This window comes from Acutalibacter sp. (assembly GCF_056800975.1).
Window position 1 is genome coordinate 1 of the sequence record NZ_JBQISV010000055.1, and the last position, 14,684, is coordinate 14,684.

Consider the following 14,684-nt stretch of genomic DNA (forward strand, 5'->3'; position numbering starts at 1 on the left):
TTTCCAGACTCTTTTCTGTCAAGCTGTTTAAAAAATTCCGTTTTTCCCGAAAGAAAAAGGACGCGAACCGGGACGCTCCCCTTCCGGAAGGCCCCCGGGTCCGTGCCAGAGGAGAGGGCGCGCCAGAGAAGCCCCTGCATCTTTCCGAGCGTCAAAGGCCAATCGCGCCGGAGGAGGACCCCTACCTGCTGAAGTTCACGGCAGAGCACCCCCTGCAGCAGCTTTGGAATCTGCGCCGGGACCAGGCGGGCTGGCTGCCCTCGGTAGAGGTGACCTTTGCCAATATCGGCGAGGAAAAGCTGCTCACCCCCAAAGAGGCCCGGCGGGAGCTGCCGGGCCTGCGGGCCCTGCTGACCGCCGAGGCCACCCGCCGGCTGAAGGAGGCAGCGCCGCCTCCTCCCCGCCTGCCGGGTCCTGGCGGCGAGCCCCCAGAGCCGCCCCAAATCGACCTGAACGCCCGGGCCCTGGTTTACACCGCCAGCGACAAGCTCACCGCCTGGACGCTGCTGCTGCCCCCTGTGGGCAAGGGCGAAGAGCTGAATCAGGCGGACCTGCTCAACGCGGTCCGGGCTGCGGGCGTCACCTATGGGGTGGACGAAAATCAGCTGGCAGTCATCCCCACATTGGAAGGGCGGTATTTTCATCTGTTCCCCATTGCCCGGGGCAAAGCCGCCATACCCGGCAAAGACGGGGAGATTGTGGACCTGTTCCCCCGGGAGGCCACCAAGAAATTCCAGGTGGACGAATATAACCGGGTAGACTTCACCGCCGCCAACACCTCCCGAAATGTGGAGGAGAAGCAGGTCATCTGCAATATCGTCCCTCCCACCCCCGGCGTGCCGGGGCGCACAGTCGCTGACCAGGAGATCACCGCCCGGGACGGCGTCTCTGTGCCGCCGCCCATGGGCCGCAACACCGCCCTCTCTGAGGACGGCAGCGCGCTGATTGCCGCCCGGGCCGGAGGCCTGGAATTCACCGGCCAGGCCTTTCATGTCAACCCCCTGATGGAAATTGACGGCAATGTGGACTATTCTACCGGCAGTGTGAACTTTTTGGGCGACGTGCATGTGCATGGGGACGTATGCAGCGGCTTCACCGTGCGGGCAATGGGCAATATCAAGGTCGACGGCGTGGTGGAGTCCAGCACCATTGAGGCCGGGGGCGATCTGGTGCTCACCAAAGGGGTGCAGGGCAACAACCAGGCTGTCATCCGGGCGCACCGGGATATCTACGCCAAATTCCTGGAAAATTGCAGCGTCCATGCCAAAGAGAACCTGCACAGCGAGTGCATCATCGGCTGCGAGGTTTACAGCGACGGGGCCGTTTATGTGCAAAGCGGCCGGGGGGCCATTATGGGCGGGCGGGTCCGCGCCGCCCGTGAGGTAGCCGCCAACGCCATTGGCACCAAAACCGAGCTGCGCACCTCCATTTACATAGGGGGCCTGCCTATCGAGGACTTTGAGACAGCCCAGCTGACCCAGGAAATCACAGACCTGGAGCAGCAGCTGAAGGAGACCGAGCGTCAGCCCAGCAGCCCCACCAAAGCAGGCCGCATGGCCAAGCTGCGCATGCGCATTTCAGTCAACCAGCTGAAGCTGAGCCAGTATAAAAAAAGCCTGGACGCTTTGGACAGTGACTCTGGCAGGCGTCCCGCCGGGCGGATCACCTTCAGCGTGGCATACCCCGGGGCAAGGTTCCACATCGATGAGGCCCTCATGAAGGTGGCCCAGGAGACCCGCCACAGCATTGCCACGCTGTTTGAGGGAGAGGTCCGGCTGCTGAGCTGACCCCCCTACAGAAGCGCACCGTCAGCCCCACTAACCAAAACAGAAAAGCCGGCGGCCGCGTCTCTGCGGCCGCTGGCTTTTTTAAATCAATCTTCCTTCGGGCCGTCCGGCTTCTGCATATTGCGTTCCAGCCACTGGGTATAGGTCATCAGCACCTGCCGGGGCTTAGAGCCCTCATGGGGGCCCACAATGCCCAGCTGCTCCATCTCGTCAATCAGCCGCCCGGCCCGGGCATAGCCCAGCCGCAGCCGCCGCTGCAAAAGCGAGGTGCTGGCCTGGCCCGCCTCCACCACTACCTTAATGGCCTCGTCCATCATGGGGTCCATCTCCCCACCGGTGGGCTCGTCCCCGGTTTTGCCGCTGTCCACATTGGCCGCGTTGCGCTCAATCTCCTCAATCACCTGCTCGTCATAGTCAATCGACTTGGTCTTCTTCACAAACTCCACAATAGCGGCCACCTCCTCATCGCTGACAAAGCAGCCCTGCACCCGAATGGGCTTGCTGCTGCCCACCGGCGCAAAGAGCATGTCCCCCTGGCCCAGCAGCTTGTCCGCGCCCACCGTATCGATGATGGTGCGGGAGTCCACCGCGCTGCCCACAGTCAGGGCAATCCGGCTGGGGACATTGGCCTTGATCAAGCCCGTAACCACGTCCACCGAGGGACGCTGGGTGGCCACCACCAGATGCATACCAGCAGCCCGGGCCAGCTGGGCCAACCGGCAGATGGCGTCCTCCACCTCCTTGGGCGCAGCCATCATCAGGTCCGCCAGCTCGTCAATCAATATGACGATCTGGGGCATGGCGGGCATGGGCTGGCCGTTTTCGTCCTCATAGTTCTGAGACTCGGCCAGATGGTTATAGCCCTGCAGGTTGCGCACATTGCACTCAGAGAAGATTTTGTAACGCTTCATCATCTCGTTCACTGCCCAGCCCAACGCGCCCGAGGCCTTGTGGGGGTCGGTGACCACCGGCACCAGCAGGTGGGGCAGGCCGTTATAGGCCGTGAGCTCCACAGCCTTGGGGTCAATCATCAAAAAGCGCACCTCGTCCGGGCTGGCCTTATAGAGCATGCTGACAATCATGGAGTTGGTGCACACCGACTTACCCGACCCGGTGGTGCCCGCAATCAAAATGTGGGGCATACGGGCCAGGTCAGCCACAACCGGCTGGCCTGCAATGTCCCGGCCCAGAGCCACAGAGAGCTTGCTCTTGGAGGTCTGGAAGGCGTTGGACTGAATCAGGTCCCGCATACGCACCGAGCTGCGGGAGCGGTTGGGCACCTCAATGCCCACCGCCGCCTTGCCGGGAATGGGGGCCTCAATACGCACGCCGGTGGCCGCCAGGTTCAGGGCCAGATCATCAGACAGATTGGTGATCTTGCTGATCTTCACCCCTGGCGCGGGCTGAATCTCATAGCGGGTGACCGCCGGCCCCCGGCAGATGTCCAGTATCTTTGTGGACACACCAAAGCTGTTCAAGGTGTCCACCAGAATTTTGCCGTTGCTCTGCAGCTCCTCGGTCTCCTTGGCATGGTCCACCTGGGGGCTCACCGCCAGCATGGTCACCGGGGGCAGACAGTACGCCCCGGGAAGCTGAGCGGACTCCGCCGCCTGATAGAGGGCCATCTGCTCTGCCGACGCGTTAGGCGCCTGGGGCTTGGGCAGAGGCAGGGGCGCGGGCTCATCCGTGAAGAGCTCCATGTCCAGGGGCTCGTCCTGAGGCGTGGGCTCTGGCTCCGGCTCCTCTCTGGGGGGCGGGTTCTCCGACACCACCGGGGAGGCAGGCAGCTGGGGCTCCTCCGGCTCCGGTTCCGGCTCTGGCTCCGGCTCAGGAGCGGCGGAGGCCTTCCCCCCAGGCGAACCGCCAACCGCGCCCTCCGCCGCTGGCTCAGACTGAATGCCAAATACCTCCTCCAGCTTGTCCAGCTTTTCGTTCCGCTCCTTTTTCTTCTTTCGGGGCTCCACCGGTGGGAACAGAGAGGCCACATCCACAGGCCTCTGCTGCGAGGCATACACCGGCTCCAGGGGCACGTCAATACGAGAGGAGCGGTCCTCCTCCAGAATCATCCGCTCCTCCTCCCGACGCTGGCGGGCGTTCTGAATCCCCCCGCTCACCGCGTCCACCGGCTTCTTCACTGCCCGGAACAGGCCGATCAGGGTCGCCCCGGTCAAAATCATCACACTGACAAAAAGCAGCAGCAGAATGATGATGCGGGCCCCGGTCTTCCCTGCCGCGCTCAGCAAAAGCTGGCCCAGCAGGCCCCCCACCACGCCGCCGCCCACACCGGCATTGGTGCGGTAAAGAGCGGCTATGTAGTCAAAGGGCGACAGGCCCTCGGATATCTTCGCCCCGCCAAACACAAAGCCCGTGGCGCAGAACAGCACAATAATCGCCGCCGTCAGCCACACCTTGCCCCCAATAGAGCCGGTGGGCTTCTCCAAGGTGGTAATCACCGCCACATAAATCATCAGCACAGGCCACAGCACCGCCCAGCCCCCAAAAATGCCCAGCAGGGCGTTGTGGGCCCACTTCCACAGGCTGTCTCCCTCCACCAGCGCCAAACAGCCCAGAAAAATAGCGCAGGCGAACAGCACCACCGCCCGCACCTGGTTTCTGGCCCTAATCTCCTCGGCGGTGGGCTTAATGGTCTTTCCTCTGGCAGGGGCCGCATGACGCCTGCCCCCAGCCTGATTCCTGGCCGGGGCCTTTCCCCCGGCGGGACGCTTTGCCGCCGGCTTCTTCGCGGCGGGCTTTTTTTCTTCTGCCAAAGCTGACTCCTCCCCATTCCTCACTGCGGTCTCGTATGCTCCTGCACGGGGCGGACCGGGCAGGCCCTTCCCGTCCCCATGTTAAAAATCTGCGACTGCCTACAAGGGCAGGCCTGTAAACAGGTTGACGCCCCTGGTCTGCTCTATTATGGCGATGACTGTCACCGCCAGCCCTGCCAGCAGGGTATAAACAGCGAAAATGCTGAGCTTGTTGGTGGTGACAATCCACCGCAGCAGCTGAATGGCCAAAAAGCCCACCACCGCCGCTGTGGCTACCCCCGCCAGCAGCGGCAGAGCCCCAATGGCCTCCCCCGCCTCGCCCACATCCTTCAGCGACAGCAGCGCCGCCGCCGCAATAGAGGGGATGCCCAGCACAAAGGAGTAGTCCAACGCCGCCTGCTGGGTCACCCCCCGCATCAGCCCCACCGACATGGTAGAGCCGGAACGGGACAGCCCTGGAAACACAGCGGCCAGGCACTGGGTAATGCCAATGATGACAGCGTCCCCCACCGTCAGCTGGCTGCGGCCGGCCGAGGCCCCCTTTGCCCAGTGGCGGCCTGAGGCAGGGCCGGAGGCCGCGGTCCGTTTGCCCGCCCATATGCCCAAAAACAGCAGCAGGCTTGTGGCCAGCAGAGCCAGGCCCTCCACCAGAATGCCCGAGTCAGAGGCCAGCCGCTCCGACAGGTCCTTCACCTTCATGTCTGTGCCCGGTATGGGCAAAAACAGCAAAAACAGCGGCAGCAGGCCAATCACCAGCATAAAAATCAGCCGCCGGTCAGCGTTCATCTCCCCCCACTGGAACTTACCGGTAAACAAGTCCCCCAGCAGAGAGAAAAACTCCTTGATCAGCCGCCAGATGAGCTTGCGGTACACAAACACCACGGCAATCAGCGTGCCCAGGTGCAGCATCACGTCAAACAGAATGCCCGGCAGCTCAATGCCAAACATGTGCTGGGAGATGGACAGATGCCCCGAGCTGGACACGGGCAGAAACTCGGTGGCCCCCTGAATCACTCCTTGCAGGACAGCGTCAAAAATAGTCATAGCTTCTCCTTTTATGTAGCGGCGGCGCAGGATGCCTCTCCCGCCCGCCGTGCTCCGCCGGTCAGGATCGCTTTCTCCTGGCAGCGGGCTTGGCCTTCTTTTTCTTTTCCTTGTCAATCATCTGGTTCAAACAGTCCATCGCGTCAGACAGCGACCCCAGCGCGTCAATCAGCCCCTCCTCCACCGCGTCGGGACCGTCCAGCACACTGCCCACATCCATCACCAGCTCCTGGGTGTTCATGGCCAAGGTGGTAAAACGCTCTTTGGCGATGTTGGAGTTCTGGGTGACAAAATTGGTGATCCGGTCCTGCATACGCTGAAAATATTCCAGGGTCTGAGGAATGCCCAGCACCAGGCCGTTCATGCGCACCGGGTGGATGGTCATGGAGGCGGACTCGGCAATAAACGAACGCTTGGCCGCCACCGCCAAAGGCACCCCGATGGAATGGCCGCCCCCCAGCACCAGCGACACCGTGGGCTTCTTCATGCCGGCCACCAGCTCGGCCAGGGCCAAGCCAGCCTCCACGTCGCCGCCCACTGTGTTCAGCAGCATCAAAAGGCCGTCCACCTCCGGGTCCTCCTCCACGGCGACAATCTGGGGGATGACATGCTCATACTTGGTGGTCTTGTTCTGCGAGGGCAGAATGTAATGCCCCTCAATCTGGCCGATGATGGTCAGGCAATGGATCGTATGGCCGTGGCTGTGGGTAACGACGGAGCCGCTCTCGTTAATCTGCTTCTGCTGCTCCGAAAAGCCCTCCTGCTCCGGGGCCTCGCCGTTTCCCTCCTCGTTCTTCATGGCCTTGATCTGATTCTTTTTCGTCTGTACTTTTTTCATGGCGCACTCTCCTTTATGGAGAAAAGTGTGCCCGGTTCCGCGAAAAAGATACCCCAGGGGGAAGAATTCGCCCATAGAATTCGCGGACGAAGAATATTATACCACTTTTCTCCCCGGGCCGCAAGCCTGGAAAAACAAGGTAAAAAAATTTTAAGAAAATCCCGCGCCTTCTTCTGGGAAAGCGCGGGTCATCTTCCTTATAGAACCTGTATTATAGTGGGGACTCGCGCAGGGGCGAAAATTTTTCCTCAGAGGGCGGAAAATTTTCGCCGTCAACCTGGCGGCTGTTAAGAAAATTTACTGTCCTGTGGCGAGAAAACCACCGCCCATACGCTGTGAATATAGTAAACGGTAAACGCGCTTGCAAATCGGTACATCCCGATTTTTAAGCAGAGCGGCCCGGGCACACCCGTGCCCCCAGGTTCTTACTGTCCAGAGCCGATAATGGTGATCTTTTCCGCCGACAGCCCGGTCTGCTCCATCACCACCTCCTGCACCACCAGCACGTCGCTGTCCTTCAGCTCTCCGGCCACCACCACGCTGCACTGCTCCTCGGCAATATAGGCCACGCACTCCTGATACCCCTTTGCCTTGAGAATGCTCTCCACATTGCTCTCCTTCAAAATGTTCTGGGCCATCGCAGAGGCCTGGTCCACCGCGGCCTTTTTGGCCTCGCTGTCCGCGCCCGCGTCTTCCAGCACACTGTCAAGCAGCTCCAGGGCCTCGTCCCGGGAGTTCTGCCGGTCCATCCGGGCGGTGGCCAGCGAGCCGGCCTTGGTGTTGGCCGGGGCCGAGCTCTGCAGGTCGTCAGATACGGTCTCAACATAGGCGTTGTTCACCAGCTGCGCTGCCCCCAGCTGGCTGGAGGCGCTGGTGTCTGTGCCCACAGGCAGCTTGCTTGTGCCCGCGAACTGCCAGTTGAGATACACCGCCGCCCCCAGGGCCAGCACCAGAGAGGCCAGAACCAGTTGCTTTCTGCCAAATTTGCTTTTCATTGCCAATACCACCTTTGTTTATGTTGTTGTCTGGGGCATGCCCCCATCAGCCGGCGATGAGCGCACGCCCTACCTGCCCTCTACCACGCACACCCGGGAGGAGGGCACGCCCAGCGCCGTGCGGGCGGCGTTGACCAGCTTCTCCCGCATGTCCGGGTCCGCCGCCGTCCGGCTGACAATCACCGCCCCCTTTACCCTGGGCTGCTCCTGGGTCAGCTCCAGGCCGCGCTGAGCGCCGCCGCTGTCCTCCAATACTACATGGGACTCCTCCTCCCCAGCGTCCTGCAGCTTTTTGTCCTGGGCATACACCCAGCGGCCGTCGTCCTCCAAGGTCACCATAACCGCCGGGTCCGGCTCGCCGGTAACCGCCTTTACCACCTGGCGCAGGTCCTCCTCCAGCTGCTGACGGTACTGCCCGGCGGCAGGCGCTGCCTGGGGCTGGGGCTCAGTCCTCCCCTCCTCCGGCTGAAACAGGGAGGAAATCCCAATGAGGACAATCCCGCAGAGCCCCAGCACAAACACCAGCCGGGTGAGTCTTTTGTCCCTCAGGGCGGCCCGGGCCTGCTCCCAGAGTTTATTCAGCTCCATCGGCAGTCACCTCTATGACGGTATCCTCCCCCAGAGCCCCCAGAAGCAGAGCCCTGGCCCGCTGGGCGTCGCTCTCATACCGGAAGCTCAGCTCGGCCTTTGTAAATACTATGCGGCTGTCGTCCATTATATTGATGTGCACGATGATTTTTTTCGCCTCCATTCCCGCAGCGGCCAGCAGGCCCCGAAGATACTCCTCCCCCTGCTGCTGCGCCGCCTGACAGTATTGGTCCTCCACATATTGATCCAGCTCCGGGTTGCGCCAGTCCTCCCCCCCGCCAGTCAAGACCAGCCCCCAGGAGGCCCCGGCCAGGGCAGCGGCCAAAGAGGCCAGCAGCACCAGCACAGTCAGGGACCGGACAAAGCCCAGCATCTTGTTTTTAGGGCACAGCCGGGTAATCAGCTCCGCGGCCACCAACACCCCGCAGACCACCCCGGCGTTCTCCATCACACCGTCCATTTTGCCTCCTTTCCGTCCCGGCCCCCGGCATCGCCAAAAAATAACCAATGCCCCCCGCCGCAAGACAAACGCCGCCCCATAAGTAACACGAACACAGAAGCCAGCGCCTGAACCGCATATTTCAAAATTCAGAGGCTTAAGAGTGCCCCCCTGAGCCCGAAGACCGCGCCCGCCCAGCCAACTTGCTTTCAAGACTGTGCAAGGCCGATCAGTCAACAAAAACTCTGCCATTGTCACCCTCCCGACCGGACGAAAACAATCGCCGCCGCACTGGCAATGCACACTGCGCATAGGCTGGCGAACACCGCCAGAATCATTTTCACCGTGCCCCCAAAGGCCCCCAGCATGGCCCCTGCCTGGCGAAGCTCCAACAGCTCCGCCACTGTCTGCCCTGCCGCGCACACCGCCGACCACAGAAGGCACTCCACCAACGCCGGGGCAAACAGACACACCGCCGCCAGCATACCAAAGGCACCTGCCCCTGACTTCACAATTTGAACGCTGTTCTGAATAGCGGCGGCAGCGTCCCCCAAAGCGCCGCCCACAATCGGCACCCCCGTGGACAACGCCAGCTTGGCCGCCTTGTTGGCCGCAGCGTCCACCTGGCCGTTCACCGCCGTCTGCACCGACAGAACGCCGGCATAAATGGTCACTGCTGTCACCAAAGCCCATTTGCCAAAGGCGAACAGCGAGGCTGTCAGCCGGTCCAGCCCTGAGCCCGAAACCGCCGACGCCGCGGCCAACGCCAGATAAATCCGCATCAGCGGCAGCAGCAGCCCAGCCGCCAGCACCGGAATGGCCTCCCCGGCCAGCATGGCCAAAAAGCTGTAGCCGCTGCCCGTGGCCACACTGCCAGAGGCCCCCAGCAGTCCGGCATAAACCGGCGCCGCCGCGCCCAAAAACGCCGCCGCCCCCTCCGACACCCGGGCGCAGGCAGACAGAAGTCCCAGCACCGGCGGGGCCATCACCAGCCCACAGGCCGCTGCCCCGGCCAGCCGGGCCGTGTCCCCCAGCTCCCCCTCCTCAAAGCAGCCGCACAGCCGGGCCAGCAGGCAGATAGCCGCCAACGCCGCCAACGCCTTAAGGGGGCTGGCAAGCCCCTCCCGCACCAGCTTCGACAGGGCGTCAAACATCCCCCTGCCAGAGATTCCCTCTGTCACCATCCCCTGCCCCGCGCCCAGGCCGTCCAGCAGCTGCTGGGCCTCCCTGTCCAAAGACTCATACAGCGCTCCCACCCCGGCCCGCTCCGCCAGCTCCTCCGCCGAAGCGGCGGGCTGAGCCAGAAGCAGCAGCCCAAGGGCCAGCAACGCCCCAAGCATTCGCTTCATCCTCATAGCTTTACGATTTCCCCCAGATATTCCAGCAGCCGGGTCAGCAGGGGTAATGCCGCCGTAAGCACCGCCGCCTTTGCCGCCAGCTCCACCCCATAGGCCAGGGCGGTCTCTCCCCCGTCCCGGCACAGGTGCGCCGCCAGCTGGCCCAGTATGGTGAGGCCGGCTGCTTTCAGCATCACAGTCAGGCACAGACCGGAAAGACTGCCGGCAGGAACCAGCCCGGCAAGCTGCTCTACCAGCGGAGCCGCGCTTTTCAGCACAAAAACCAGAATGACCACCGCCGCCGCTGTAGACAGCAGCAGAGCGTGCTCCTTGCCGCCGCGCTTGAGCACCGCCCCCAGAACCGCCGCGCACAGGGCGCAGGCAGCCGCCCCCAGAACCACCCCCGCGCTCACAGCTGAAACACGCTCTTGATGGTCTGAAACAGGGTGTCGATCTCCCGGATGATCATCATCAGCACCACAATCAGTCCGGCCAGGGTGGTCATCATGGCCTGCTCCTCCCGGCCCGAGCGGATCAGCAGCTGGTTAAGCACCGCCACGATAATGCCGATAGCCGCAATTCGGAAAATGAGATCGACTTCCACTGCTTTGTCCTCCCTGTATCTGCCTGATTTTTCTGCACATTCCCCGCTTCCGGCGAAGCTGCGCATTCCTGTTTTCTGCATATTATTGTGACTGGGAACGACTGTGCTCCCCACCCGCCTGCATTCATATTTTTATAGAATGAGGATACAGGCGGCAATTCCCGCAAAAGTCCCCAGCGCCAGATAGAGGCGGCGTTTCTGAATCATCTCCTCCCTGGCCTCCTTCAAGCTGGACTCCGTCAGGGTCATGTAAAGGGCCAAATGCTCCAGCTGGCCCTGGGTGTCGCTGGCCCCCAGGCCCTGAACAAAGCCCTGAAACATCACCCGGTCCTTTGCCCAGGGCAGCAGAGCCCTGCCCGCCTCCGCCAAAGCCGCCACCGGGTCCTCCTTAAAGCGGGGCCGCTTTACAGCCGCCTGACTGAACAGGTTCTGCCCCATTGCCAGCAGCTGGCCCAGGGGGTAGGCGGAATAGGCAATTTCCGTGCGGAGAAACTGCATAAAATTCAGCAGCTCCCGCAGCCTCTCCGTCCGCCGGGCCAAGCCCCTGGCCCGGTCCAGCCCCCACAGCATCCCGCTCACCGCCAGCAGCCCCCCGCCCAGCAGCCTCATCCTACCGCCTCCAGGGAGTAGACCGCGCAAGGGCAGGCCCGTCCGCTGAGGGTGGCCAGGTAGGCAAAGGCCCCTGTCTCCAACAGCTTTCTGCACAGGGGCCGGCCGGCGGCGTTCTCCCGGCCGGCATGGACCGTAGCCACCAGCCCCGCCCCGGCATACACCGCCTGACGCACCGCTCCCAGGTCCTCAGGGGCCAGCTCGTCGCACACCAGCACCTCCGGCGACAGGCTGCGGATGGCCATGTCAAGCCCATAGCCCTTAGGAAAGCCCTTAAGCACATCAGCGCAGGGGCCCAGCTCAAAGCCAGAGCTCAGCTCCCCCCTGCTGTCCAACACCACCACCCGGCGGCTGGGAGAAAACCGCCCCAAGGACAGGGAGCGGGCAATGTCCCGCAGCAGGGTGGTTTTGCCGCTGCCGGGCTCCCCGGCAATCAGCAGCCCCCGGGCCGGGTCCAGCCCTGCCTGAAAAAGCCTGTCCCCGCACCGGGGCACGTCCCGGGGCACCCGAAACACCAGAGAGGAGATGTCCCGCATCCCCTTTACCCTGCCCTTTTCCATCACGGCTGTGCCGCAAAGGCCGACCCGGCCCCCTCCGGCCAGCTGCACATAGCCCCGACGAATCTCATTCTCGTGGCTGAATACAGAGTGGCCGCAGATATGCAGAAAAATTTCCTGCAGGTCCGCCGGAGCGGCCACCGCCAGATTTGCGTCCAGCTCCCGGGATGCCCCCGCGCTCTCCTTCAGATAGACCGCGCCCTCCCGGCCAAACAGAGTCACGGGCTGGCCGCTTTTCAGGCGGATGTCGGTGGTCTGGCTTTTCAGCGGCGCGGGCAGCGCCAGCAGCCTGTCCCGATAGAGGGGGAGCTGCGCCGCAATATAATCGAAGCCTGGAGTGTCCATTTTTCTCGTCTCCTTTCGCTGACTACTCCATTGTATGGCCCCTGCCCCCAAAATAGAACAAGCCCTGCCCCGGGGCAGGACAGGTCTGTTTTATATGCAGATTGCGGTTTATATGCAGATAATTCTCAACGTCCCAGGACTGTCCTCCCTTTCTCTTACCAAAAAATGATTCTACCGGATAAATAACCCTTGCATCGTCAACTATTTTGTTGTATAATATACCCAGAAAATTTCAGAAAGGATGACCTTTATTATGGCAAAGCAGTTCCTGTGTTCTACCACCGCCCCCATTGTCGAAACCAAGGCCGGCAAGCTCCGGGGCTTTCAGGTGGACGGTACCTACACCTTCCACGGCATCAAGTACGCAGACGCCAAACGCTTTCAGGCTCCCCAGCCCCCCCAGCCCTGGCAGGGGGTAAAGGACGCCGTCTCCTACGGCTATGTCTCTCCCATGCTGGACCCGGAGACCGCCGCGGGCGAGATTATGGTGCCCCACCGCTACTGGCCCAAGGATGAAAACTGTCAGTACCTGAACATATGGAGCCCCTCTCTGGACCCTGCCGCGAAAAAGCCGGTTATGGTGTGGCTCCACGGCGGCGGCTTTTCCGCCGGGTCTTCCATCGAGCAGGTGGCCTACGACGGCGAGAACCTCTCCCAATTCGGCGACGTGGTGGTGGTCACTCTCAACCACCGGCTGAACATCCTGGGCTATCTGGACCTGTCCCCCTATGGCGAGAAGTACAAAAACTCCGCCAACGCCGGCAACGCCGACCTGGTGGCTGCTCTGGAATGGGTGCGGGACAATATTGCGGGCTTTGGCGGCGACCCGGACAATGTGACCATCTTCGGCCAGTCCGGCGGCGGCGCAAAGGTCTTTAACCTGATGCAGATTCCCGCCGCAGACGGCCTGTTCCACAAGGGCATCATCATGAGCGGCGTGTTCGACGGCCTGCTGGGCCCTGCCCCGGACAAGGACAGCCGCCCCCTGATTGAGGCCATGCTGGCCCATCTGGGCCTCACCGCCGGCCAGGTGGAGGAGCTGGAAACCATCCCCTACGAGAAGCTGGCCGAGGCCTATAAGGCCGTGGCTCCCGAGATTGCCAAGCAGGGCCACTATGTGGGCAACGGCCCCCTGGAGAATGAATTCTATGTGGGCGACCCCCGTGTGGTGGGCTTTACCGACCATGCCAAAACCATCCCGGTCATCATTGGCAGCGTCTTCGGCGAGTTCGCCTTCCGGCCGGGCATTCCCCACAAGCGCGACCTGACCGAGGAGCAGCGCATGGCCCTGCTGCATAAGCGCCTGAAGGGCGACGCGGACCATGTGGCCCAGCTGTTCAAGGCCTGCTACCCAGAGAAGGACCTGACCGATGTGCTCAGCCTGGACGCCATGTGCCGGGAGGCCAGCAAGGACTTTGCCCGAAAGAAGTCGGCCCATCCCCAGTCCGCCACCTACTGCTATCTGTTCAACCTGGATATGCCCCTGGACGACGGCCACCCGGCCTGGCACTGCGCGGACATCCCCTTCTTCTTCCACAACACCGACAAGGTCTTCATCTGCAATGTGCCCGGGGTGTCTGACAAGCTGGAGGAGCAGATGGCCTGGAGCTTTGTGAACTTCGCCCGCTGCGGCAACCCCGACTGCCCGCCCCTGCCCCACTGGGAGCCCTGCCGCCCGGACAATGTAGCCACCATGATCTTTGACCAGAACTGCGCCCTGCGCCATAATCATGACGATGAGCTCTACAAGGCCTATCTGCCTGTGGCCCCCAACCCCTTTGCCCCGCCCGAGGACGGCGAGGAAGCGGTATTCCTCCACTAAGCATCCCGTCCCGGCCTTTCCATGTGACATTTTCTGCTCCAACAGACGCAAGAAGATGCCCTGAAGCCCAAAGGCTTTCTGTGCTTTGCAAAGACGCCGGACTTCTCCAAGGGAATCCGTCATACATAAAAAGAGACTGCCCGCCGGCCTGTGCCGGAGAGCAGTCCCTTTTATTGTATGATTGAGGTTTTCTGACTGATTCAAATCACCTTTTGCAGCAGGTACAGCCCATAAATAGCCAGGGTATGGACCGGGTAAAAGGCATAGCAGAAATACCGGGGCAGCCGCTGGCCCTTCTGCCCATTGTAGAAGAACAGAGGAACCGCCGCCCCGATGGCCCAGACCTGAAACCAGCTGGCGCTGTAGAGACAGTGAATCACAGTCAGCGCCGCCAGCGAGGCCATAGCCGCCCAACGCTTCTCCCGGAATATGTAAAAGGCCATTGCCAGCAGAATGCCATAGCCCCCGTACATAAAGCCCAAAGCCTCGGCCGCTGCTACCGCGGCAACGGCCCCCGCATACCACAGCCTCCCCCGCTCCACGCACCACAAAGCGAAAAAGGCCAGCAGCAGCGCAAACATAATATTGCTCCAAGGGGGAATGCGCCAGAGCGCGTGCCTGGCAAACAGCTGATAAGGAACCTCGGAGACCACCGCGAACGCCGCCAGCCGCAGCACATATTTTTTCCGCTGAGAGGTATGGACAAAGCCCTCTGCCAGCATAAAGGCAAAAATAGGAAAGGACAAGCGGCCAATCATCCGCATCCAGTCCGCAGAGGGAAACAGCTCGTAGCCCAGATGGTCCACAAGCATGGTCACCACGGCAATACATTGCAGCACAGCGGAAGTCATAGGCATTTCTCCTTTGGTCCGTTTTCTTTCCGCTGTTTATTATAATCTCCGGCTCCCCCCTTGTCAACCTGCACATTCTGTTGTAAAATGTAGAAATAAC

At 62.0% G+C, this 14,684-nt stretch carries 14 protein-coding genes; 2 read left to right on the forward strand and 12 right to left on the reverse strand.

All coding sequences use genetic code 11. The features are described from left to right. Positions 1-1,787 (forward strand): flagellar assembly protein A (locus ACTO5E_RS07225; protein WP_482302739.1); only part of this gene is annotated, 1,787 nt, incomplete at its 5' end. Between the two features lie 86 nt (positions 1,788-1,873). Here the strand turns inward: ACTO5E_RS07225 and ACTO5E_RS07230 are convergent. The 11 genes from ACTO5E_RS07230 to ACTO5E_RS07280 form a co-directional block, all read right to left on the reverse strand. Further along, positions 1,874-4,555 carry an FtsK/SpoIIIE family DNA translocase gene (locus tag ACTO5E_RS07230; RefSeq protein WP_482302740.1) on the reverse strand — a complete coding sequence of 894 codons (2,682 nt, stop codon included), beginning with the start codon at positions 4,553-4,555 and terminating at the stop codon, positions 1,874-1,876. Positions 4,556-4,654: 99 nt separating this feature from the next. Then, positions 4,655-5,599 (reverse strand): undecaprenyl-diphosphate phosphatase, encoded by a 945-nt coding sequence (locus tag ACTO5E_RS07235; protein WP_482302741.1) that lies wholly within the window; start codon positions 5,597-5,599, stop codon positions 4,655-4,657. Between the two features lie 61 nt (positions 5,600-5,660). Further along, a complete protein-coding gene (locus tag ACTO5E_RS07240) occupies positions 5,661-6,398 on the reverse strand; it encodes a ClpP family protease (RefSeq protein ID WP_482302752.1) in 738 nt (245 codons plus the stop codon). 464 nt (positions 6,399-6,862) lie between these two features. Further along, positions 6,863-7,432, reverse strand: coding sequence for a SpoIIIAH-like family protein (locus ACTO5E_RS07245; protein ID WP_482302742.1), 570 nt, complete (start codon positions 7,430-7,432; stop codon positions 6,863-6,865). Positions 7,433-7,501: 69 nt separating this feature from the next. After that, positions 7,502-8,020 (reverse strand): hypothetical protein, encoded by a 519-nt coding sequence (locus tag ACTO5E_RS07250; RefSeq protein WP_482302743.1) that lies wholly within the window; start codon positions 8,018-8,020, stop codon positions 7,502-7,504. Further along, positions 8,007-8,480: a hypothetical protein gene (locus ACTO5E_RS07255; protein WP_482302744.1), complete on the reverse strand. Its 474-nt coding sequence runs from the start codon at positions 8,478-8,480 to the stop codon at positions 8,007-8,009. Before ACTO5E_RS07255 ends, ACTO5E_RS07250 begins: the two co-directional genes overlap by 14 nt. 233 nt (positions 8,481-8,713) lie before the next feature. After that, a complete protein-coding gene (locus tag ACTO5E_RS07260; RefSeq protein WP_482302745.1) occupies positions 8,714-9,814 on the reverse strand; it encodes a stage III sporulation protein AE in 1,101 nt (366 codons plus the stop codon). Further along, positions 9,811-10,209, reverse strand: a complete 399-nt coding sequence (locus tag ACTO5E_RS07265) for a SpoIIIAC/SpoIIIAD family protein (RefSeq protein WP_482302746.1) — start codon at positions 10,207-10,209, stop codon at positions 9,811-9,813. The genes ACTO5E_RS07260 and ACTO5E_RS07265 overlap by 4 nt, the downstream gene beginning before the upstream one ends. Next, complete coding sequence (gene spoIIIAC / locus ACTO5E_RS07270) at positions 10,206-10,400, reverse strand: stage III sporulation protein AC (protein WP_482302747.1); 195 nt, start codon at positions 10,398-10,400, stop codon at positions 10,206-10,208. The genes ACTO5E_RS07265 and spoIIIAC overlap by 4 nt, the downstream gene beginning before the upstream one ends. 132 nt (positions 10,401-10,532) lie before the next feature. Then, positions 10,533-11,009 carry a stage III sporulation protein AB gene (locus ACTO5E_RS07275; protein ID WP_482302748.1) on the reverse strand — a complete coding sequence of 159 codons (477 nt, stop codon included), beginning with the start codon at positions 11,007-11,009 and terminating at the stop codon, positions 10,533-10,535. Further along, positions 11,006-11,911, reverse strand: coding sequence for a stage III sporulation protein AA (locus ACTO5E_RS07280; protein WP_482302749.1), 906 nt, complete (start codon positions 11,909-11,911; stop codon positions 11,006-11,008). Before ACTO5E_RS07280 ends, ACTO5E_RS07275 begins: the two co-directional genes overlap by 4 nt. A gap of 253 nt (positions 11,912-12,164) precedes the next feature. On the opposite strand from ACTO5E_RS07280, the gene ACTO5E_RS07285 reads away from it, so the two are divergent. Beyond that, positions 12,165-13,733 carry a carboxylesterase/lipase family protein gene (locus tag ACTO5E_RS07285; protein WP_482302750.1) on the forward strand — a complete coding sequence of 523 codons (1,569 nt, stop codon included), beginning with the start codon at positions 12,165-12,167 and terminating at the stop codon, positions 13,731-13,733. Between the two features lie 200 nt (positions 13,734-13,933). On the opposite strand, the gene ACTO5E_RS07290 is transcribed toward ACTO5E_RS07285, so the two are convergent. After that, a complete protein-coding gene (locus ACTO5E_RS07290; protein ID WP_482302751.1) occupies positions 13,934-14,584 on the reverse strand; it encodes a TraX family protein in 651 nt (216 codons plus the stop codon). Between the last annotated feature and the right edge of the window lie 100 nt (positions 14,585-14,684).